Source organism: Pseudomonas machongensis (assembly GCF_034961125.1).
GTDB lineage: Bacteria > Pseudomonadota > Gammaproteobacteria > Pseudomonadales > Pseudomonadaceae > Aquipseudomonas > Aquipseudomonas machongensis.
Genome location: NZ_JAYFUI010000187.1, coordinates 1 through 21,579, shown reverse-complemented (window position 1 = coordinate 21,579; position 21,579 = coordinate 1). Strand labels below are relative to the sequence as shown.

At 62.6% G+C, this 21,579-nt stretch carries 19 protein-coding genes; 10 read left to right on the top strand and 9 right to left on the bottom strand.

Going from position 1 to position 21,579, the window contains the following annotated elements; genetic code table 11:
* The first annotated feature begins 1 nt into the window (after position 1).
* Both VA602_RS19095 and VA602_RS19090 read left to right on the top strand, forming a co-directional pair.
* Positions 2-1,000 (top strand): glycosyl transferase family protein, encoded by a 999-nt coding sequence (locus tag VA602_RS19095; protein ID WP_323453988.1) that lies wholly within the window; start codon positions 2-4, stop codon positions 998-1,000.
* A 97-nt stretch (positions 1,001-1,097) separates the two neighbouring features.
* Positions 1,098-2,057 carry a glutathione S-transferase family protein gene (locus VA602_RS19090; RefSeq protein ID WP_323453987.1) on the top strand — a complete coding sequence of 320 codons (960 nt, stop codon included), beginning with the start codon at positions 1,098-1,100 and terminating at the stop codon, positions 2,055-2,057.
* A gap of 119 nt (positions 2,058-2,176) precedes the next feature.
* Here the strand turns inward: VA602_RS19090 and cysG are convergent, their stop codons facing one another.
* The 6 genes from cysG to ftsK form a co-directional block, all read right to left on the bottom strand.
* The gene (gene cysG, locus VA602_RS19085) at positions 2,177-3,568 is read right to left on the bottom strand and encodes a siroheme synthase CysG (RefSeq protein ID WP_063544267.1); all 1,392 of its coding nucleotides are present in this window, start codon (positions 3,566-3,568) and stop codon (positions 2,177-2,179) included.
* Positions 3,569-4,849, bottom strand: coding sequence for a serine--tRNA ligase (serS, locus tag VA602_RS19080; protein WP_323453986.1), 1,281 nt, complete (start codon positions 4,847-4,849; stop codon positions 3,569-3,571).
* 30 nt (positions 4,850-4,879) lie between these two features.
* A complete protein-coding gene (gene crcB / locus VA602_RS19075) occupies positions 4,880-5,254 on the bottom strand; it encodes a fluoride efflux transporter CrcB (protein WP_054892326.1) in 375 nt (124 codons plus the stop codon).
* Entirely contained in the window at positions 5,251-6,576 is a 1,326-nt protein-coding gene (locus tag VA602_RS19070) for a replication-associated recombination protein A (RefSeq protein ID WP_054892327.1), read from the bottom strand. Before VA602_RS19070 ends, crcB begins: the two co-directional genes overlap by 4 nt.
* An 11-nt stretch (positions 6,577-6,587) precedes the next feature.
* On the bottom strand, positions 6,588-7,211 hold the full coding sequence (gene lolA / locus VA602_RS19065; protein WP_323453985.1) for an outer membrane lipoprotein chaperone LolA: 624 nt from the start codon (positions 7,209-7,211) through the stop codon (positions 6,588-6,590).
* Positions 7,212-7,273: 62 nt separating this feature from the next.
* Positions 7,274-9,691: a DNA translocase FtsK gene (gene ftsK, locus VA602_RS19060; protein WP_323453984.1), complete on the bottom strand. Its 2,418-nt coding sequence runs from the start codon at positions 9,689-9,691 to the stop codon at positions 7,274-7,276.
* Positions 9,692-10,098: 407 nt separating this feature from the next.
* Here ftsK and aat point away from each other — a divergent pair, with 407 nt between their 5' ends.
* The 3 genes from aat (at position 10,099) to infA (ending at position 11,864) form a co-directional block, all read left to right on the top strand.
* Positions 10,099-10,779, top strand: a complete 681-nt coding sequence (aat, locus tag VA602_RS19055) for a leucyl/phenylalanyl-tRNA--protein transferase (protein ID WP_323453983.1) — start codon at positions 10,099-10,101, stop codon at positions 10,777-10,779.
* Positions 10,780-10,834: 55 nt separating this feature from the next.
* Entirely contained in the window at positions 10,835-11,542 is a 708-nt protein-coding gene (locus VA602_RS19050; protein ID WP_054892331.1) for an arginyltransferase, read from the top strand.
* A 103-nt stretch (positions 11,543-11,645) separates the two neighbouring features.
* On the top strand, positions 11,646-11,864 hold the full coding sequence (gene infA, locus VA602_RS19045; protein ID WP_002553999.1) for a translation initiation factor IF-1: 219 nt from the start codon (positions 11,646-11,648) through the stop codon (positions 11,862-11,864).
* A gap of 121 nt (positions 11,865-11,985) precedes the next feature.
* Here infA and clpA read toward each other — a convergent pair whose 3' ends face one another.
* Together clpA and clpS are read right to left on the bottom strand one after the other, a co-directional pair.
* Positions 11,986-14,256: an ATP-dependent Clp protease ATP-binding subunit ClpA gene (gene clpA / locus VA602_RS19040; protein WP_323453982.1), complete on the bottom strand. Its 2,271-nt coding sequence runs from the start codon at positions 14,254-14,256 to the stop codon at positions 11,986-11,988.
* Between the two features lie 30 nt (positions 14,257-14,286).
* A complete protein-coding gene (gene clpS, locus VA602_RS19035; protein WP_054892333.1) occupies positions 14,287-14,649 on the bottom strand; it encodes an ATP-dependent Clp protease adapter ClpS in 363 nt (120 codons plus the stop codon).
* Between the two features lie 228 nt (positions 14,650-14,877).
* On the opposite strand from clpS, the gene cspD reads away from it, so the two are divergent.
* The gene (gene cspD / locus VA602_RS19030) at positions 14,878-15,126 is read left to right on the top strand and encodes a cold shock domain-containing protein CspD (RefSeq protein ID WP_065864369.1); all 249 of its coding nucleotides are present in this window, start codon (positions 14,878-14,880) and stop codon (positions 15,124-15,126) included.
* A 73-nt stretch (positions 15,127-15,199) separates the two neighbouring features.
* Here the strand turns inward: cspD and icd are convergent, their stop codons facing one another.
* The gene (gene icd / locus VA602_RS19025) at positions 15,200-16,456 is read right to left on the bottom strand and encodes an NADP-dependent isocitrate dehydrogenase (RefSeq protein ID WP_054892335.1); all 1,257 of its coding nucleotides are present in this window, start codon (positions 16,454-16,456) and stop codon (positions 15,200-15,202) included.
* A 430-nt stretch (positions 16,457-16,886) separates the two neighbouring features.
* Between icd and VA602_RS19020 the strand changes: the two genes are divergently transcribed.
* From VA602_RS19020 to hflD, 4 genes are all read left to right on the top strand, one after another.
* Positions 16,887-19,112, top strand: a complete 2,226-nt coding sequence (locus VA602_RS19020; RefSeq protein WP_323453981.1) for an NADP-dependent isocitrate dehydrogenase — start codon at positions 16,887-16,889, stop codon at positions 19,110-19,112.
* Positions 19,113-19,318: 206 nt separating this feature from the next.
* Positions 19,319-19,759: an NUDIX hydrolase gene (locus tag VA602_RS19015; protein ID WP_054892337.1), complete on the top strand. Its 441-nt coding sequence runs from the start codon at positions 19,319-19,321 to the stop codon at positions 19,757-19,759.
* Positions 19,760-19,817: 58 nt separating this feature from the next.
* Positions 19,818-20,942: a tRNA 2-thiouridine(34) synthase MnmA gene (gene mnmA / locus VA602_RS19010; RefSeq protein WP_323453980.1), complete on the top strand. Its 1,125-nt coding sequence runs from the start codon at positions 19,818-19,820 to the stop codon at positions 20,940-20,942.
* A complete protein-coding gene (hflD, locus tag VA602_RS19005) occupies positions 20,939-21,565 on the top strand; it encodes a high frequency lysogenization protein HflD (protein WP_323453979.1) in 627 nt (208 codons plus the stop codon). Before mnmA ends, hflD begins: the two co-directional genes overlap by 4 nt.
* Positions 21,566-21,579: the final 14 nt, after the last annotated feature.

The window sequence follows — 21,579 nt, the reverse complement described above, 5'->3', positions numbered from 1 at the left end:
GATGACCGACAGCCCAAGCCCCCTGACCCTGGAAACCCCGGCCGAACACCCCTTCGCCGAATTCGTGCGCATTCTTGGCAAGGGCAAGCGAGGGGCACGGGGCTTGACCCGCGAGGAAGCGCGCGCGGCGATGACACTGCTGCTCGAAGGGAAAGTCGAAGACACCCAACTGGGCGCCTTCCTGATGCTGCTGCGGCACAAGGAGGAAAGTGCCGAGGAACTGGCTGGTTTCACCGAAGCCCTGCGCAGCCACCTGCAAGCGCCATCGATCGCCGTGGATATCGACTGGCCAAGCTATGCCGGCAAGAAGCGCCACCTGCCCTGGTACCTGCTGGCCGCCAAGTGCCTGGCTGGCAACGGCGTGCGTATTCTCATGCATGGCGGCGGCGCCCACACGGCCGGGCGCCTATACACCGAACAGTTGCTCACCCTGCTGGACATCCCCCTCTGCCGTGACTGGCAAGCGGTCGCCAGCAGCCTGGATCAGCAGCAACTGGCCTTCTTCCCGTTGCAGGACTGGGCGCCGCAGTTGCAGCGGATGATCGACCTGCGCAACACCTTGGGCCTACGCTCGCCGATCCACTCCCTGGCCCGCGTGCTCAACCCACTCGGCGCCCGCTGCGGCCTGCAAAGCATCTTCCACCCCGGCTACCAGGCCGTGCACCGCGAAGCCAGCCGCCTGCTCGGCGATCACGCCCTGGTGATCAAAGGTGATGGCGGCGAGATCGAGGTGAACCCCGATGTCGTCAGTCACTTGTACGGCACTACTGGCAGCGAGGCCTGGGACGAAGAATGGCCCGCGCTGAGCGCACAACGCCACGTCAAGCCGGCAAAGCTTGAGCCTGAGCATCTGTTGGCGGTATGGCGCGGCGCGGCGCAGGACAGCTATGGCGAGCTGGCAGTAGTCGCGACCATGGCCCTGGCGCTGCGCGGTCTGGGCCAGGATCGCGAACTGGCGTTCAGCACCGCGCGCACGTTCTGGTCAAACCGAAACATCTAATCACTCGATCAATGACCGGCGATATTTGCGCTATTTATTCGAACGGTATGCCCTAGACTGAGCTCCAACGACAAACGACTTGTAATTGGAGCTCCACATGGGCCTTTTGATCGACGGCCGCTGGCATGACCAGTGGTACCAGAACAGCAAGGATGGCGCCTTCCGCCGCGAAAACGCCCAGCGCCGAAATGCGCTACCTGCGGCCGAAGCAGGCCGTTACCACCTGTATGTTTCGCTGGCATGCCCATGGGCGCACCGCACCCTGATCCTCCGCGCACTCAAGGGCCTGGAGCCACTGATCGACGTATCTGTAGTGAGCTGGCTGATGGGCGAGCATGGTTGGACCTTCGACACCGCACAAGGCTCGACCGGCGATCATCTCGACGCTCTCCGGTACCTGCATCAACGCTATACCTTGGATGATCCGCACTACACCGGACGGGTGACGGTACCCGTGCTGTGGGACAAGCAAGAGAAGCGCATCGTCAACAACGAATCAGCGGAAATCATCCGTATCTTCAACAGCGCGTTCGACGAGTTGACCGGCAACCGTCTGGACCTCTACCCCGAACCACTGCGCGCCACCATCGATGCGCTCAACGAACGCATTTACCCGGCGGTGAACAACGGCGTTTATCGCGCAGGCTTCGCCACCACCCAGGAGGCGTACGAGGCAGCGTTCGATGAGGTGTTCAATGAGCTGGATCACCTAGAGGCGCTGCTCCACACCCAGCGCTACCTGGCAGGCGAATACCTGACCGAGGCGGATGTAAGGCTGTTCACCACGTTGGTGCGCTTCGATGCGGTGTATCACGGGCACTTCAAGTGCAATCTGCGACGACTGGCGGACTATCCGAACCTCTCCAACTGGCTGCGCGAGCTTTATCAGTGGCCGGGGGTGGCGCAGACGGTGAATATGGAGCATATCCAGAAGCACTACTACATGAGCCACAAGACCATCAACCCGAACGGCATCGTGCCCAAGGGGCCATTGCAGGACTTCTCGTTGCCCCATGATCGTGAGCGGTTGGCGGGCAAGGGAATATGGCAGGGTTGAAATAGCTGGGGCTGGTTAGCAGCCCATTCGCGGGCAAGCCCCCTCCCACAGGTTTAAAGCGACGCCGTACCTGTGGGAGCGGGCTTGCCCGCAAATGGATCACAAAGTGGTCCCAGTGATCAGCTGTTCTGCGCCCCTTCGAACCAGGCCAGCTTGTCACGCAACTGCACCACTTCCCCAACGATCACCAGGGTCGGCGCATGCACTTCATGCCGGGCGACCAGGTCCGGCAGGTCTGCCAGGGTCCCGGTGAACACGCGCTGATTGCGGGTAGTGCCCTGCTGCACCAGCGCTGCCGGCGTGCTTGCCGCACGACCATGACGGATCAACTCGGCGCAGATGGTCGGCAAGCCAACCAGGCCCATGTAGAACACCAGGGTCTGGGCTGGCGCCACCAGGTCATTCCAGGGCAGGTTGCTGGTGCCGTCCTTGAGGTGACCCGTGACGAAGCGCACCGACTGGGCGTAGTCGCGGTGAGTCAGCGGAATACCGCCGTAGGCCGAACAGCCGCTGGCCGCCGTGATACCCGGCACCACCTGGAAGGGGATGCCCTCGTCGGCCAGTTCCTCGATCTCCTCGCCGCCCCGGCCGAAGATGAACGGATCGCCGCCCTTCAGGCGCAACACACGCTTCCCTTGGCGGGCCAGATCGACCAACAGGCGGTTGATCTGGTCCTGGGGCACGGCATGGTCAGCGCGACGCTTGCCGACATAGATACGCTCGGCATCACGCCGGCACATCTCGATGATGGCCGGAGCCACCAGACGGTCGTAAAGCACCACGTCAGCCTGCTGCATCAGGCGCAAGGCACGGAAGGTCAACAAGTCGGGATCACCAGGGCCGGCACCGACCAGATAGACCTCACCGCCCTGTTGCACAGGCGCGCCATCGACCATGGCCTGCAACAGGCGCTCGGCTTCGGCGCCCTGCCCGGCCAACTGGCGCTCGGCGATCGGCCCCTGGAACACTGTCTCCCAGAAGCCGCGCCGCTGGTTGACGTCCGGGTACAGCGACTTGACCTTGTCACGAAAACGCGCGGCCAGGCCTGCCAGCTCGCCATAGGTGGACGGAATCCAGGCCTCGAGCTTGGCCCGGATCAAGCGTGCCAGCACGGGCGCATCGCCGCCACTGGATACCGCCACCACCAAGGGCGAGCGATCGACGATGGCAGGGAAGATCACCGTGCACAGGGCCGGTGCATCCACCACGTTGACCGGCAGGCTGCGCGCTTGTGCGTCTTCCGACACCTGCGCGTTGAGCGCCGGGTCATCGGTGGCAGCGATCACCAGACGGCACCCCTCCAGGTCAGCGACCTGATAGCCACGCACCAGCACCTCTCCGCTGCCTTCCCTGGCCAGTGCGGCCAACTGGCCGTCGACTTCCGGCGCGACCACCCGTAGCACACCCCCGGCATCCGCCAGCAGACGCGCCTTGCGCAGGGCGATCTCACCGCCGCCGACGACCAGAACCCGGCCGCCCTGCAGCTTATGGAACAGCGGCAGGTACTTCATTTAGCGGATAACCTCGACGCCGCCCATGTAGGGCTTGAGCACTTCAGGGACGCGAATCGAACCATCGGCCTGCTGGTAGTTCTCCAGCACCGCAACCAGCGTACGGCCCACGGCCAGGCCCGAACCGTTGAGCGTGTGCACCAGCTCCGGCTTGCCGGTTTCCGGATTGCGCCAGCGGGCCTGCATGCGGCGGGCCTGGAAGTCGCCACAGTTGGAGCAGGAGCTGATTTCGCGGAACTTGCCCTGGCTCGGCACCCACACTTCCAGGTCGTAGGTCTTCACCGCACCGAAGCCCATGTCGCCGGTGCACAGGGCCAGTACGCGGTATGGCAGTTCCAGCAACTGCAGCACGCGCTCGGCGTTGGCGGTCAGGCCTTCGAGGGCTTCCATCGACTTGGACGGCTCCACCACCTGGACCATCTCGACCTTGTCGAACTGGTGCTGACGGATCATGCCGCGAGTGTCACGGCCCGATGCGCCGGCTTCGCTGCGGAAGCACGGGGTGTGGGCGACCAGTTTCAGCGGCAACTGCTTGGCGTCGAGGATCTCGCCCGCCACCAGATTGGTCAGCGACACTTCGGCGGTCGGGATCAGGTAGAAGTCGGCCTCGCCTTCGCGGGTGATCTTGAACAGGTCTTCCTCGAACTTCGGCAACTGACCGGTGCCCTGCAGGGCCGGGGCCTGTACCAGGTACGGGGTATAGTGCTCCTCGTAGCCGTGCTCGCCGGTGTGCAGGTTGATCATGAACTGCGCCAGGGCGCGGTGCAGACGGGCGATCGGCCCACGCAGCACGGCAAAGCGCGCGCCGGACAGCTTGGCCGCGGCTTCGAAGTCCAGGCCACCGCTGACCTCACCCAGGGCAACGTGGTCCTTGATCTCGAAGTCGAAGACCTGCGGCGTGCCCCAGCGGCGCACTTCGACATTGTCTTCTTCGCTGGCGCCGACCGGCACGCTGGCGTCCGGCAGGTTGGGGATGGTCAGCAGGATGCCGTCGAGCTCGACCTGGATCTCGTCCAGCTCTGTCTTGCCGGCCGCCAGCTCGTTGGCCATGCGCTCGACGTCCGCCATCAGCGGGGCGATGTCTTCGCCCTTGGCCTTGGCCTGGCCGATGGATTTGGAACGGGCATTACGCTCGGCCTGCAGCTGCTCGGTGCGGGTCTGCACCGACTTGCGGCGCTCTTCCAGTGATTCGATGCGCGCGACATCCAGGCTGAAGCCACGGGAGGCCAGGCGTTCCGCCACTTCCTGAAGTTGGCCGCGTAACAGTTTGGAATCGAGCATATCGTTCTCTCGTTGTGTTTAGGTGTTGGTTCAGATTCGGGTCAGGGCCAGGCCAGCCCAGGTGGCGAGCAGCCCGCCCAGCACGCTGGCGGCGGCATAGCCGAAGGCCAGGGGCGCCTGTCCGCTTTCGAGCAGGCGCACGGTATCCAGTGAAAAGGATGAAAAGGTGGTCAACCCGCCGACGAAGCCGACAATCAGCCCCGCACGTACCTCGATCGGCACGCCGGGCTTGTTGAGAAACAGGCCGTACAGCACACCAATGATCAGGCAGCCCACCAGATTGACCGCAAGCGTAGCGAGATAGAAGTGCCGTGGCCAGTGGGCATTGACCCAGTTGCCCGCCGCAAAGCGAAGCAAGGTGCCCGCAATACCTGCGGCGCTCACCGAAGCGATCAGGGCAATCACGTTTTTCTCCGTTGACGGGGGCTGTTGCGGTCCAGTTCGGCAAGGTGGCGCAGTTTCTCGCCAATCTTCAATTCCAGGCCACGTGGCACTGGCTGGTAATAGGGGCGTGGCTCGAGCTCGTCGGGGAAGTAATCTTCGCCTGCTGCGTAGGCATCCGGCTCGTCGTGGGCGTAGCGGTACTCATCGCCATAGCCCAGTTGCTTCATCAGCTTGGTCGGTGCGTTGCGCAGGTGCAGTGGCACTTCGAGCGAGCCATGCTCGGCGGCCTCGCGCAAGGCGGTCTTGAAGCCCATGTAGACGGCGTTGCTCTTGGGTGCGCAGGCAAGGTAAGTGATGGCCTGAGCCACCGCCAGCTCGCCCTCGGGGCTGCCCAGGCGTTCCTGGACATCCCAGGCTGCCAGACACAGGCTCAGTGCGCGGGGGTCGGCGTTACCGATGTCCTCGCTGGCCATGCGCACCACGCGACGGGCGATGTACAAGGGATCGCAACCGCCATCGAGCATGCGCGCGAACCAGTACAGCGCACCGTCAGGATTGGAGCCGCGCACCGACTTGTGCAGCGCTGATATCTGGTCATAGAACGCCTCGCCACCCTTGTCGAAGCGGCGGCGGCTGTCGCCAAGCAGGCTTTGCAGCATCTGCACGTCGATTTCGCTGCCATCCTCGGCAAGGTCGGAAGCGTTCTCGAGGAAGTTGAGCATGCGTCGACCATCACCATCGGCGGCAGCCATGAGCATTTTGAACGCCTCATCGCCGACCCGCAGGTTGCGCTTGCCCAGCCCACGTTCTTCGGTCAGCGCACGGTTGACCAACTTGCGCAGGGCCGCTTCGTCCAGGCTCTTGAGCACATAGACCCGAGCCCGCGACAGCAAGGCGTTGTTCAGTTCGAACGAAGGGTTTTCGGTGGTGGCGCCGATGAACAGCAAGGTGCCGTCTTCGACGTAGGGTAGGAAGGCATCCTGCTGGGACTTGTTGAAGCGGTGCACTTCATCGACGAACAGGATGGTACGCCGACCATACTGGCCGGCCTGCTGCTTGGCCACCTCGACGGCCTGGCGGATTTCCTTGACCCCCGCCAGCACCGCCGAGACCGTCTCGAAATGTGCATCGCAAAACTGCGCAAGCAGCCGGGCCAGCGTCGTTTTGCCAACCCCCGGCGGCCCCCAGAAGATCATCGAGTGCAGCGCACCCTGCTCCAACGCTTCACGCAGCGGCTTGCCGCGCGCCAGCAGGTGCTCCTGGCCCACGTACTCGTCCAGGTTGGACGGACGCAGGCGAGCAGCCAGAGGCTGGGCAACGGGTTCGCTTCGAAACAGGTCCATGATGCCTCGCGTTACTCCTGGATGACGTCGGCGCCTTCCGGGATCTTGAACTGGAACGTGCTCGCCGGGACAGCCTGGTTGGCCTTGACCCCGTTAAACAGGATGTTGGTGCGCTGACCGACGCTGTCGATCAGTTGCATGTCATTGATCAGCCCTTTGCGGAACGAGATGCGCAGGGAGTCGAACAGCGTGTCCTTGGTCTTGGGCTTGAGGGTGAAGTCCATGACCTCGCCCTGCTCCTTCGACGCGATTTCGAAGCTCTGGCTGATCTTGGAGACATCGCCGGACAGCAGCAGCGCCGGGGTCTGGCTCAAACGCACGTCAAGCTTCTTGACCGTGGCCTGTTCCAGGTCCGGGTCCCAGAGGGTGACTTTTTGCCCATCGGACACCACCACCTGCTCCTGCGGAGCATCGGTGTGCCAGTAGAACAGCCCCGGACGCTTGACCGTCATCTTGCCGGTCGTTTCCTGCAAGCTGGTGCCGCTGGCATCCAGGGTCAGCTGGGAGAAGTTGGCCTCGATGGTCTGGGACTTTTCCAGCAATTGGGTCAGGCGCTGTACGTCTTGCTCACCGGCATGAGCCGTAACCGAGCCCAGGGTCAGGGCAGAAACCAACAGCATGCGAATCGCGCGCATGGGAATCCTCATTGAGCAGTGAATAGGCCGAACGCCGTCGTTGGCGCCCGGCAAAGTGATCATCAATCGCGCGGGCCACCCGGGGCAATCACTTCCCGCGAGCCGTTGCTGTTCATCGGGGTGACTACGCCGGCCATCTCCATCGCCTCGATCATCCGCGCGGCACGGTTGTAGCCGATCTTGAGCTTGCGCTGTACCGCGGAGATCGACGCCCGGCGGCTCTCGAGTACGAACTGCACCGCTTCGTCGTACAGGGCGTCGGTTTCCGCATCGTCACCATCGCCACCACCGCCGCCACCTTCGAAGCCGCTGCCGGCCTCTTCGACACCGTTGAGGATGTCGTCGTTGTAGTCCGGTGCGCCACGCAGCTTCCACGCCTCGACCACGCGATGCACTTCATCGTCGGACACGAAGGCACCATGAACACGGATCGGTAGGCTGGTACCCGGCGGCATGTAGAGCATGTCACCATGACCGAGCAGCTGCTCGGCACCGCCCTGGTCGATGATGGTCCGCGAGTCGATCTTGCTCGACACCTGGAACGCCATGCGGGTCGGGATGTTGGCCTTGATCAGGCCGGTGATCACATCGACCGACGGACGCTGGGTGGCGAGGATCAGGTGGATACCGGCCGCCCGCGCCTTCTGGGCGATACGCGCGATCAGCTCTTCGACCTTCTTGCCGACGATCATCATCATGTCGGCGAATTCATCGACAACCACCACGATGGTCGGCAGGGTCTTGAGCGTCGGCGGCTCGTCTTCCATGCTCTCGCGACGGTACAGCGGATCGTGGATGACCTCACCCGCTTCCTGGGCGTCCTTGATCTTGCGGTTGAAGCCCGCCAGGTTACGCACGCCCATGGCAGCCATCAGCTTGTAGCGGCGCTCCATCTCGGCGACGCTCCAGCGCAGGGCGTTGGCGGCGTCCTTCATGTCGGTGACCACCGGGCACAGCAGGTGCGGAATGCCTTCGTAGATCGACAGTTCGAGCATCTTCGGGTCGATCATGATCAGCCGCGCATCTTCAGGGCCGGACTTGAACAGGATCGAAAGGATCATCGCGTTCACACCCACCGATTTACCGGAACCGGTGGTACCGGCCACCAGCAGGTGCGGCATCTTGGCAAGGTCGGTGATCACTGGCTTGCCGCCGATGTCATGACCCAGCGCGAGGGTGACCGGCGACTTCTGCTCGTCGTACTGCGGGGTCGACAGCACTTCGGAGAAGCGCACCATCTGGCGGTTCTCGTTGGGGATTTCGATACCCACGGTTGTCTTGCCGGGGATCACCTCGACCACCCGCACGCTGGTCACTGCCAGCGAACGCGCCAGGTCCTTCGCCAGGTTGGCGATGCGGCTGACCTTGACACCTGCAGCCGGCTGGATTTCGTAACGGGTAATCACCGGGCCCGGATGGATGGAGTCCACCGACACCTCGACACCGAACTCCTTCAGCTTGATTTCCAGCAGGTGACCGACGCCAGCCAGCGACTCGGGCGAATACTCGATCTTCTTCTGCTCGGCCGGGTCGAGAATGGAGATCGACGGCAGCGTGCCTTCGACGGCGCTGTCGACGAACAGCGGCGCCTGCTTCTCCTTCATCACCCGCTTGCTCGGTTCGGGGGCCTTGGGCGGCGGCGCGGGGATGTTGATCACCGGGGCCGGCTGTTGCTCGCGCTGGGCCACGTGCTTGGTGAGTGCCTCGTCGCGCTCGATGATGCGCTCGCGGGCCTTGATCTGCTCGCGTTTGTCCGCGACCACAGGAGCAACCACCTCATCGACCTGGTCATCTACCTCGCGCAGTTGCGCCACCAGGCGCTTGCGCTCGTTGCGCGCCTCCCACCAGCGAGTGGCTGCGCCCTGCACCAGTTCGAACAGATCGAGGGTGATCTTGCCGGTGACATCCATCACCTTGAACCAGGACAGATCGGTGAACACGGTCAGGCCGAACAGGAACAGGGCGATGAACATCAGCGTGCTGCCCTGCACGTTCAGCAGGTTGCGCGCCAGGTCACCCAGGCTTTCACCCAGGGCACCGCCTGCGGAGAACGGCATGCTCGCAGTGGGGTGGAAATGGATATGCGCCAGCGCCGCGCCCGACAGCACCAGGAACACCAGGCCGATCAAGCGCCAGGAGAATAGCCAGCCGCTCCATTGCCAGGGCTGATGGCGCTCGCGGAAGATCTGCCAGGTCTTGATTGCCAGCAGCAACGGGAAAATGTAGGCGAAATAGCCGAGCACCATGAACAGGATGTCGGCGAAGAAGGCTCCGGCGCGCCCGGCAGCATTCTGCACCTGGTCGACGTTGCTGGTGTGGCTGAAGCTCGGATCGGACGTGTCGTAGGTCAGCAGCGCCATCCACAGGTACAGGCACAGGGCACCGACGGCGATCAGCGCGCCTTCCTTCAGGCGATAATGCAACTGCTGGCGCCACAATGGCACGGGCAAAGGGGTCGGGGTTGCGGTGGATTTCTTCAAAACGCGTCTATTCCTGCGCTCGCTGCGCGTTAAATAGTGATCGAGCCGATGACTGGCCGACGAACCACTACTTTTATCATTACTGCCCGCCTGCCGCCATGGCGGCACGCCGCATGGCGCATGAACGGAGGGCCGATTTCCATGGGTGCAATTTGAGCATGCATTTTGTTCTGTGACAAAGGCTTATGCTGTATTTTTGCACAGGTATGACAGCAAATGTCCGGGTTGGTGCCGGATGGCTCATTAATGCGTAGGAAACCGCCGAATAGGCTGTGCCAAAACCACCCATGGCGGGCAGGAACCAATCCCATTCGCTGGCAGCCCCTCAGGCAGCACAAGGCCAGACGTTGACCACGTTTCTTTCAGCCGCCATGCTGCCCTCTCCCCTCCCCTACCGCCGAAAGACCATGCTCACCTGGCTGACCCGCGACTCGCTGACCTTCCCGCCCCTGGAAAAAGCCCTGAACGAGCCCAACGGCCTGCTCGCCGCCGGTGGCGACCTGACGCCAGAGCGCCTGATCCAAGCCTATCGTCATGGCTGCTTTCCCTGGTACCAGGACGGCCAACCCATCCTCTGGTGGTCACCGGACCCGCGCACCGTACTCTTCCCGGACGAGTTGCACGTTTCGCGCTCACTGGCCAAGCTCCTGCGCCAGGGTCGCTATCAGGTCAGCTTCGACAGCGACTTCGAACGGGTCATCGCCGCGTGCGCCGCACCGCGCGACTACGCCGACGGCACCTGGATCACCGACAGCATGCAGGCCGCCTACTGTGAACTGCATCGACGCGGCATAGCCCATTCGGTGGAGGTGCGCCAGGATGGCGAGCTGGTCGGCGGCCTGTATGGCTTGGCCATGGGCCAGCTGTTCTTCGGAGAGTCCATGTTCAGCCGCGCCGACAACGCTTCGAAGGTTGGTTTCGCAACCCTGGTCGAGCACCTGCGCCAGGCCGGCTTTGCCCTGATCGACTGCCAGATGCCGACAAATCACCTGCACAGCCTCGGCGCTCGCTCCATCAGCCGCGCCGAGTTCGCCCGCTATCTCGCGCGCCACCTCGACCAGCCCAGCAAGGCAACCTGGGTTCGCTAGGCGAGTTCCCATTGCTGGCATACACTTAAGACAACGTCTTGCCGAGGGGTCAATCATGACAGAGTTGGCGCGGTTGAAGTTCTATGCCACTCAACCTCACTCCTGCAGCTATCTGCCGGAGGAGCAGGCGACCACGCTGTTCCTGGACCCCAGCCAGCCGATGGACGTCCATGTGTACGCCGACCTTTCGGAAATGGGTTTTCGTCGCAGCGGCGATCACCTCTATCGCCCGCACTGCCAGAATTGCAATGCCTGCGTACCGGCACGCATCCCCGCGGCACGCTTCATCCCCAACCGCCAGCAGCGGCGCATCCTCAAACGCAACGCCGACGTCACCGTCACCGCTGCGCGCCCAGCGTTCAAGGAAGAGTACTTCGACCTGTATCGACGCTACATCGAACAGCGCCATTCGGACGGCGACATGTACCCGCCCAGCCGCGACCAGTTCTCCACCTTCCTGGTACGCGACCTGCCATTCTGCTGGTTCTACGAGTTCCGCCTCGAAGGCCGCCTGCTGGCGATCGCCGTGTGCGACCTGCTGCCCAACGGTCTTTCGGCGGTCTACACCTTCTACGAGCCCGATGAAGAACGTCGCAGCCTGGGGCGCTTTGCCATTCTCTGGCAGATCACCGAAGCGCTGCGGCAGAATCTCGAGGCTGTCTACCTGGGTTACTGGATCAAGAACTGCAAGAAGATGAACTACAAGACCCAGTATCGCCCCATCGAATTGCTGATCAACCAGCGCTGGGTCAGCCTCAACTGAAAGCATTGGCTTGAAACACAGTTTTCGGGCATAATCCACGCCACTTTTTTTGCCCGGTGCAGTCGTGCGTCGGGCCATCACTGGATACCGAGGGCTTTACTGCATGTCGAAAGAAGACAGCTTCGAAATGGAAGGCACTGTCGTCGACACCCTGCCCAACACCATGTTCCGCGTGGAGTTGGAAAACGGGCACGTCGTTACCGCGCACATCTCCGGCAAGATGCGCAAGAACTACATCCGTATTCTCACTGGCGACAAGGTTCGCGTCGAACTGACGCCATACGACCTGAGCAAGGGCCGCATCACCTACCGCGCCCGCTAAGCTCCAGCCATGAAAAAGCCCGGCCTATGTGCCGGGCTTTTTTGTATCTGCTTGAATGTAGACCGGCCGTGCCTGTGATCGCGACCAAAGCCGCTCCCACAGGCACAGCGCGACACCGCTGTTACGCAACCTCGGCCGCGGTCTCGAAATCGAAGACCAGCTCACCGTCACGCAACTCGACATGCACCACGCCACCGTGCTCGGACAGCTCGCCGAACAGGATCTCCTCGGCCAGCGGCCGCTTGATCTTGTCCTGGATGAGCCGTGCCATCGGCCGTGCGCCCATCTGTACGTCGTAGCCCTTGACTGCCAGCCAGCCGCGCGCCTCGTCGCTGACCTCCAGCAACACGCGCTTGTCTTCCAGCTGGGCCTGCAGCTCGATGAGGAACTTGTCGACGATACTCTTGATCGTCTCGTGGCTCAGGCGGCCGAACTGGATGATGGTGTCCAGGCGGTTGCGGAACTCCGGCGTGAAGCTCTTGCGGATGACCTCCATGGCATCGGACGTATGATCCTGCTGGGTGAAGCCGATCGAGGCACGCGCCGCGGTTTCGGCACCCGCGTTGGTGGTCATGATCAGGATCACGTTGCGGAAGTCGGCCTTGCGCCCGTTGTTATCGGTCAGCGTCCCGTGGTCCATCACCTGCAGCAGCAGGTTGAAGACTTCAGGATGGGCCTTCTCGATCTCATCGAGCAGCAGCACACAGTGCGGTTGCTTGGTGATCGCCTCGGTCAGCAGACCGCCCTGGTCGAAACCGACATAGCCGGGCGGCGCACCGATCAGGCGCGACACGGTATGCCGCTCCATGTACTCGGACATGTCGAAGCGCACCAGCTCCACCCCAAGCGCCTTGGCCAGCTGACGTGCAGCCTCGGTCTTGCCGACACCGGTCGGGCCTGCGAACAGGAACGAACCGACCGGCTTGTCCGGCGCCTTCAGGCCTGCACGCGACAGCTTGATGGCGGTGGACAGCGAGTCGATCGCCGCATCCTGACCGAACACGGTCAGCTTGAGATCACGCTCCAGGTTACGCAGCAGCTCCTTGTCGGAACTGGTGACGTGCTTCGGCGGAATCCGCGCGATCTTGGCGACGATGTCCTCGACCTGCGGCACCTCGATGCGCTTAACCCGGCTGGCTTCCGGCTGCAGGCGCTGGTATGCACCCGCTTCATCGATCACGTCGATGGCCTTGTCCGGCATGTGGCGATCATTGATGTAGCGAGCAGCCAGTTCTGCAGCCGCGCGCAGCGCCTCATCGCTGTACTCGATGTTGTGGTGGCTTTCGAAACGCCCCTTCAGGCCACGCAGGATACCGACTGTATCTTCCACCGACGGCTCGCTGACATCGACCTTCTGGAAACGCCGCGCCAGGGCACGGTCCTTCTCGAAGATGCCACGGAATTCCTGGAAGGTGGTGGAGCCGATGCAGCGGATATCCCCGGAGGACAGCAACGGCTTGAGCAGGTTGGACGCATCCATCACCCCACCGGATGCCGCACCGGCACCAATGATGGTGTGAATCTCGTCGATGAACAGGATTGCCTGCGGACGCTTGCGCAGCTCACCGAGCAGCGCCTTGAAGCGCTTCTCGAAATCGCCGCGGTACTTGGTGCCGGCCAGCAGGGCACCCAGGTCGAGCGAGTAGACCACGCTCTGCGCCAACAGGTCCGGCACCTGGCCATCGACGATACGCTTGGCCAGGCCTTCGGCGATGGCAGTCTTGCCGACGCCCGCCTCCCCGACCAGCAGCGGGTTGTTCTTGCGGCGACGGGCCAGGATCTGCGCGACGCGCTCGACCTCCTGCTCACGCCCCACCAGCGGATCGATACGACCGGCACGGGCCAGTTCGTTGAGGTTGCTGGCATAGGCGTCCAGCGGGTTGCTTGACGAGGACGCCTCGCCCCCCTCCTCATCCTGCATTTCCTGGTCGCTGTCGGCATGCGGACCGTGCCCCGGCACCTTGGAGATGCCATGGGCGATGTAGTTGACCACATCGATGCGCGCCACGCTCTGCTGCTTGAGCAGGAACACGGCCTGGCTTTCCTGTTCGCTGAAGATCGCTACCAGCACGTTGGCACCGGTCACTTCACGCTTGCCGGAGCTTTGCACGTGGAAAACGGCGCGCTGCAGCACACGCTGGAAACCGAGCGTAGGCTGGGTTTCGCGGTCCTCGTCGTGGACGGGAATCAGTGGCGTGGTCGAATCGATGAACTCCTGCAGGTCATGCTTGAGCTTGTCGAGATTGGCGCCACAGGCGCGCAGAACGGTCGCGGCGGCCTCATTGTCAAGGAGTGCCAGCAACAGGTGTTCGACGGTCATGAATTCATGACGCTTCGAACGGGCCTCCTTGAAGGCCAGATTGAGGGTGACTTCGAGCTCGCGGTTTAACATAGCTTCACCTCATACCCAAGTGGTCGGCGATTAACCGTCCTTCTCGATTTCACAGAGTAGCGGATGCTGGCTTTCTCTTGCGTATTGATTGACCTGCATGGCCTTGGTCTCGGCGATGTCGCGGGTAAACAATCCGCACACTGCCCGGCCCTCGGTATGGACGGTCAGCATGATCTTGGTCGCCAGCTCGCGGTTCAGACTGAAGAACGTCTCGAGCACTTCGACGACGAAATCCATCGGCGTGTAGTCATCATTGAACAAAACCACCTTGTACATCGGTGGCGCCTGCAGGATCGGCTTGGCTTCCTGCACTGCCAGACCTGCACCGTCGTCCTCATCGGACTTCGGATGATCCTGATTGAATGTTAGTCGAATCTGCCTGAGTGCATGCATGGAAAGAATTTCATCATATCGACAGGTTAGGGTAATGGATTGACCGCGCAGTCACCGCAGGAGCGGCCGCCGCATGACCTTGACTATCGGCAAAACGGTGTTACAACCAATAAGAACCCACCGTGGTCTATAAAGATCCGCGCAGTCAACCAGATTTTTCGCACGGTTCGTATGCGGATGAAGTGGATGATACTCCAGTGATGGAGTCCTTTGCAGAGGGACATAGGGATGGCAAGCGGTAAAGTCAAGTGGTTCAACAATGCCAAGGGCTATGGGTTCATCAACGAAGAGGGCAAGACAGACGACCTGTTCGCCCACTATTCGGCGATCCAGATGGACGGCTACAAGACATTGAAGGCCGGCCAGACCGTCTCCTTCGACATCGTCCAAGGCCCCAAGGGACTGCACGCGGTCAATATCTCCAGCCCCAACACCACGGTAGGCACCTCGCAGGCGAACACGGCTGCCGAAGCCTGACCCCGACTCCTGTCCTATACGAAAAAACTGGCCGCCTCTTTAATATGAAGAGACGGCCGGTTTTTTTGTTACCTCACATGTGCTTGATCATCTCATCGCCGAAGCCCGAGCTGCTCACCAGCCTGGCGCCGTCCATCAGGCGCTCGAAGTCGTAGGTCACGGTCTTGGCGGCGATCGCGCCGTTGGTACCCTTGATGATCAGGTCGGCCGCCTCGGTCCAGCCCATGTGCCGCAACATCATTTCGGCAGACAGGATCACCGACCCCGGATTGACCTTGTCCTGCCCGGCATACTTGGGCGCAGTGCCATGGGTCGCCTCGAACATGGCCACGGTATCGGAAAGGTTGGCGCCCGGCGCAATACCGATACCGCCCACCTCCGCCGCCAGCGCGTCGGACAGGTAGTCGCCATTGAGGTTGAGCGTGGCAATCACGTCATACTCGGCCGGACGCAGCAGGATCTGCTGGAGCATGGCGTCGGCAATGGCGTCCTTGACGATGACTTCGCGGCCCGATTTCGGATTGCGGAACTTCATCCACGGGCCGCCATCGAGCAGCTCGGCGCCGAATTCGTCTTTCGCCACTTCGTAACCCCAGTCCTTGAAAGCACCCTCGGTGAATTTCATGATGTTGCCCTTGTGCACCAAGGTCAGCGACTCGCGATCGTTATCCACCACATACTGCAGGGCCTTGCGCACCAGGCGCTTGGTGCCCTCGCGCGAGACCGGCTTGACCCCGATGCCGCAGTCCTGGTCGAACCGGATCTTGGTGACGCCCATTTCCTCCTTCAGGAACTTGATCACCTTGTTGGCCTCGGGCGAGCCAGCCTTCCACTCGATACCGGCGTAGATATCCTCGGAGTTCTCGCGGAAGATCACCATGTCGACATCGCCAGGCTTCTTCACCGGGCTGGGCACGCCCTGGAACCACAATACCGGGCGCAGGCAGACGTACAGGTCGAGCTGCTGGCGCAGGGCGACGTTCAGCGAGCGGATACCGCCACCCACCGGCGTGGTGAGCGGGCCCTTGATCGACACCACGTAGTCGCGCACCGCATCGAGGGTCTCCTGGGGCAGCCAGGTGTCCTGGTCATAGACCTGCGTGGCCTTCTCGCCGGCGTACACCTCCATCCAGGCAATCTTGCGCTTGCCGCCGTAGGCCTTCTGCACGGCGGCATCCACCACCTTGATCATGACCGGAGAGACATCGACACCGATGCCATCGCCCTCGATGTAGGGGATGATCGGGTTGTCGGGAACGTTGAGCGAATGATCTGCATTGACGGTGATCTTGGCGCCATCCGTCGGAACCTTGATTTTCTGGTATCCCATGCTTGCACTACTCCGCTGTCGGGGGTGGTTGGACATCATGCGATCCAATGAGCCTAAACCACATCCGCCGACCTGCAAGCCGGACAGCCCCCGCACCCTGCGGCATCACGCCACATTGCCCGTACATCTTTGGTCTTATAAAGGCGTCGATATCACTTCGCCTTGCTGATTAGCCCAAAGGGTTTGATATACTCCGGCCCTGACCGCAGGGTCATCGGGGCGAACCCTTGGAAAATGCGGCTCGCCCTCGGCCAGGAAAGGCCAGAAAGCCTGGGCTGTTACCGCATCCCAGCATTTGACGCTCGACTGATGCATCCACCATCACCGCTCGCAGCCTCTCGACCATCCGCTCATGGCGTCGCCAGGGCGAAGCGCCTACCCTGCGCACCTCGAGACTCGAGTACGCTCAGCACATAGAGAGTTAACCCGCATGCCCACCCGTTCCAAGATCATCTACACCTTCACCGACGAAGCCCCCGCCCTCGCCACCTACTCGCTGCTGCCGATCATCGAAGCCTTCACCGCTTCGGCTGACATCGCCGTCGAAACCCGCGACATTTCCCTGGCTGGCCGTATCCTCGCGGCGTTCCCGGAACAACTGGGCGCAGAGAAGCAGGTAGGCGATCACCTGGCGGAACTGGGCCAGCTGGCCACCACCCCTGAAGCCAACATCATCAAGCTGCCGAACATCTCCGCTTCGGTTCCACAGCTGAAGGCGGCGATCAAGGAACTTCAGGCCAAGGGCTTCAACATCCCCGACTACGCCGACGAGCCGGCCAGCGCCGAAGAGAAAGAGTCCCGCGCGCGCTACGACCGCATCAAGGGCAGCGCCGTGAACCCGGTACTGCGCGAAGGCAACTCCGACCGTCGTGCACCGCTGTCGGTCAAGAACTACGCGCGCAAGCACCCGCACAAGATGGGTGCCTGGGCCGCCGACTCCAAGTCGCACGTTGCCCACATGACCCAGGGCGACTTCTACGGCAGCGAGAAAGCCGCGCTGATCGAGGCTGACGACAGCCTGCGCATCGAGCTGGTCGGCAAGGACGGTTCCACCACCGTCCTGAAAGAGAAAACCGCCGTCAAGGCCGCCGAAGTCATCGACTGCGCCACCCTGAGCCGCAAGGCCCTGAAAGCCTTCATCGCCGAGCAGATCGCCGATGCCAAGGCCTCGGGCGTGCTGCTGTCGGTACACCTGAAAGCCACCATGATGAAGGTTTCCGACCCGATCATGTTCGGCGTCATCGTCGAAGAGTTCTACAACGACGTGCTGACCAAGCACGCGGCTGCGCTGGCCGAAGTGGGCTTCAACGCCAACAACGGCATCGGCGACCTGTACGCCCGCATCAAGGACCTGCCAGCCGACAAGCAGGCCGAGATCGAAGCCGACATCCAGGCCCTGTACGCCGTTCGCCCGGCCCTGGCCATGGTCAACTCCGACAAGGGCATCACCAACCTGCACGTACCGAGCGACGTCATTGTCGACGCCTCGATGCCAGCGATGATCCGCGACTCGGGCAAGATGTGGAACACCGCAGGCGAGCTGCAAGACGCCAAGGCGATCATTCCTGACCGCTGCTACGCCGGCATCTACCAGGCCACCATCGAAGACTGCAAGAAAAACGGCGCCTTCGATCCGACCACCATGGGCAGCGTACCGAACGTCGGTCTGATGGCGCAGAAAGCCGAAGAGTACGGCTCCCACGACAAGACCTTCCAGATCAAGGCCGACGGCGTCGTGCGCGTGGTCGATGGCAAGGGCAACGTCGTTCTGGAGCAGAACGTCGAAGCCGGTGACATCTTCCGCATGTGCCAGACCAAGGACGCACCGATCCAGGATTGGGTGAAACTGGCTGTCAACCGCGCCCGCCTGAGCAACACCCCGGCGGTGTTCTGGCTGGACCCGGCTCGTGCCCACGACGGCGTGATGATCGAGAAGGTACAGAAGTACCTGAAGGATCACGACACCACTGGCCTGGACATCCGCGTCCTGGCGCCGGTCGACGCCATCAAGCTCTCCCTGGCTCGCATCCGCGAAGGCAAGGACACCATCTCGGTGACCGGCAACGTGCTGCGCGACTACCTGACCGACCTGTTCCCGATCATGGAACTGGGCACCAGCGCCAAGATGCTGTCGATCGTGCCGCTGATGAACGGCGGTGGCCTGTTCGAAACTGGCGCCGGCGGTTCGGCACCGAAGCACGTGCAGCAGTTGGTCGAAGAGAACTTCCTGCGCTGGGATTCGCTGGGTGAATTCCTGGCCCTGGCTGCCTCCCTTGAGCACCTGGGCAACACCTACGACAACCCGCGCGCCAAAGTGCTGGCCAACACCCTGGACCAGGCCACCGGCAAGTTCCTCGACACCAACAAGTCGCCTTCGCGCAAGGTCGGCGGTATCGACAACCGCGGCAGCCACTTCTACCTGACCCTGTACTGGGCCCAGGCCCTGGCTGCCCAGAGCGACGACGCTGCCCTGCAGGCACGCTTCGCCCCACTGGCCAAGACCCTGACCGAGAACGAAGCGACCATCGTCGCCGAGCTCAACGCCGTCCAGGGCAAGCCGGCCGACATCGGTGGCTACTACGCGCCTGATGCCGAGCTGACCGCCAAGGTGATGCGTCCAAGCCAGACCCTGAACAGCGCCATCGCCGCCCTGTAAGGTTCGCTTGAAGTAACAGCACAAACCCCGGCCACGCACCGGGGTTTGTGCTTTCTGGATAAAAGATGTCTAGCGGCCTACGCGAGCCCTGCGGGAGCGGGTTTACCCGCGAATGCGATACTGGATCCACTGACGCATTCGCGGCGGTTCGACGCCTCGATAAACCCGCCCCTACAGGGTCCGTACCAGCCCTTATGGAGCTGTTCATGACCTGGCAACCTCACATCACCGTCGCCACCATCGTCGAACACGAGGGCAAATTCCTCTTCGTCGAAGAGTTCAAGGCTGGCAAGCACGTCTTCAACCAACCCGCCGGCCACCTGGAAGCCAACGAAACCCTGCCCCAGGCCGCCCTGCGTGAAACCCTCGAGGAAACCGCCTGGGAGGTCGAATTGACCGGCGTGGTCGGCATCTACCTCTACACCGCGCCAAGCAACGGCGTGACCTACCAGCGCATCTGCTTCGCCGCCCGTCCGCTGCGCCACCACCCCGAGCGTGCCCTGGACAGCGACATCGTCCGCGCCGTGTGGCTGACCCGCGAGCAGTTGCTCGCAGAACCCGAGCGCTGGCGCAGCGAGTTGGTGCCACGCTGCCTCGACGACTATCTCGCAGGCCCGCTGCACAGCCTCTCGCTGCTGCGCGACTGACGCGGATGCGCCGTCCTGATAGAATCGGAATTTTTCCCCCAGATACACATCGGTAGCCATGACCAGCCCAACACCCAAAGACCCTTCCAGGACCCGCGTCATCGTCGGCATGTCCGGCGGCGTGGACTCTTCCGTCTCCGCCCTTCTGCTCATGGAGCAGGGCTACCAGGTGGAAGGTCTGTTCATGAAAAACTGGGAGGAGGATGACGGCACCGAGTACTGCACCGCCCGCGAAGACCTCGCCGACGCCCAGGCCGTGTGCGATCGCATCGGCATCAAGCTGCACACCGCCAACTTCGCCGCCGAATACTGGGACAACGTGTTCGAGCACTTTCTCGAAGAGTACAAGGCCGGCCGTACACCCAACCCGGACATCCTCTGCAACCGCGAAATCAAGTTCAAGGCCTTCCTTGACTACGCCCTGTCGCTGGGTGCCGACCTGATTGCCACCGGCCACTACGTGCGTCGCCGCGATACCGGCGAGCTGACAGAACTGCTCAAGGGCCTGGACCCGAACAAGGACCAGAGCTACTTCCTGCATGCCGTGGGCGGCGCCGAAATCGCCCGCACCCTGTTCCCCGTTGGCGAGCTGGAAAAGCCCGAAGTACGTGCCATCGCCGAAAAACACGGCCTGGCCACGGCGAAGAAAAAAGACTCCACCGGCATCTGCTTCATCGGCGAGCGTCGCTTCAGCGACTTCCTCAAGCAGTACCTGCCCGCCCAGCCTGGCGAGATCCAGACCACCGACGGCGAAGTGATCGGCCAGCACCACGGCCTGATGTACCACACCATCGGCCAGCGCCAGGGGCTGGGCATTGGTGGCCTGAAAGACGCCGGCGACGAGCCCTGGTACGTGCTGGAAAAAGACCTGGCGCGCAATGTGCTGGTGGTGGGCCAGGGCAACGAACACCCGTGGCTGTTCTCCCGCGCCCTGCTCGCCTCGGACATCTTCTGGGTCAACCGGCTCGACCTGAGCAGCCCACGTCGACTCACCGCCAAGGTGCGCTACCGCCAGAGCGACCAGCACTGCACCCTGGAACGCACCGCGAACGGCTACCGCGCGGTGTTCGACGAACCGCAACGCGCCGTGACGCCGGGTCAATCGGTGGTGTTCTATGACGGCGAGGTATGCCTGGGCGGCGGCGTGATCGAGAGCGCCGAGCCTTGGAGCCCACGCGCATGAGCAATCTGCAGGAGCAACTGATCGCCCTTGGCGGCGTGTTCCAGGCTGCTGTGCTGGTCGATCGCATCGCCCGCACCGGGCAGGCCAGCGAAGCCAATATCGGCTGCATGCTCGGCAGCCTGCTGGTACGCGACCCGAACAGCACCCTGGAAGTGTTCGGCGGCGACGACCTGAACCTGCGTGACGGCTACCGCGCACTGGTCGGCGCCCTGGAGCGCGACCCCAGCAGCTTGCAACGCGAGCCGCTGCGCTACGCCCTTTCGATGCTGGGCCTTGAGCGTCAACTGGCCAAGCGTGGCGACCTGCTCGACACCATCGGCAACCGTCTGCCGCAGATCCAGTCGCAAGCCGATCATTTCGGCCTGGTTCACGAAAACGTCATCGCTTCCAGCGGAGCCTTGTACCAGGACACCCTGAGCACCCTGCGTCAGCGCATCCAGGTGCACGGCGACATGCGCTTCCTGCAGCAGGCCAGCAACGCCTCGAAGATCCGCGCCCTGCTGCTGGCGGGCATCCGCGCCGCACGCCTGTGGCGCCAGCTGGGCGGGCATCGCTGGCAGTTGGTGTTAAGCCGACGCAAGTTGCTCAATGAACTGTACGACATGATGCGCGCGCCTTCCTGACCTGTAGGAGTGGG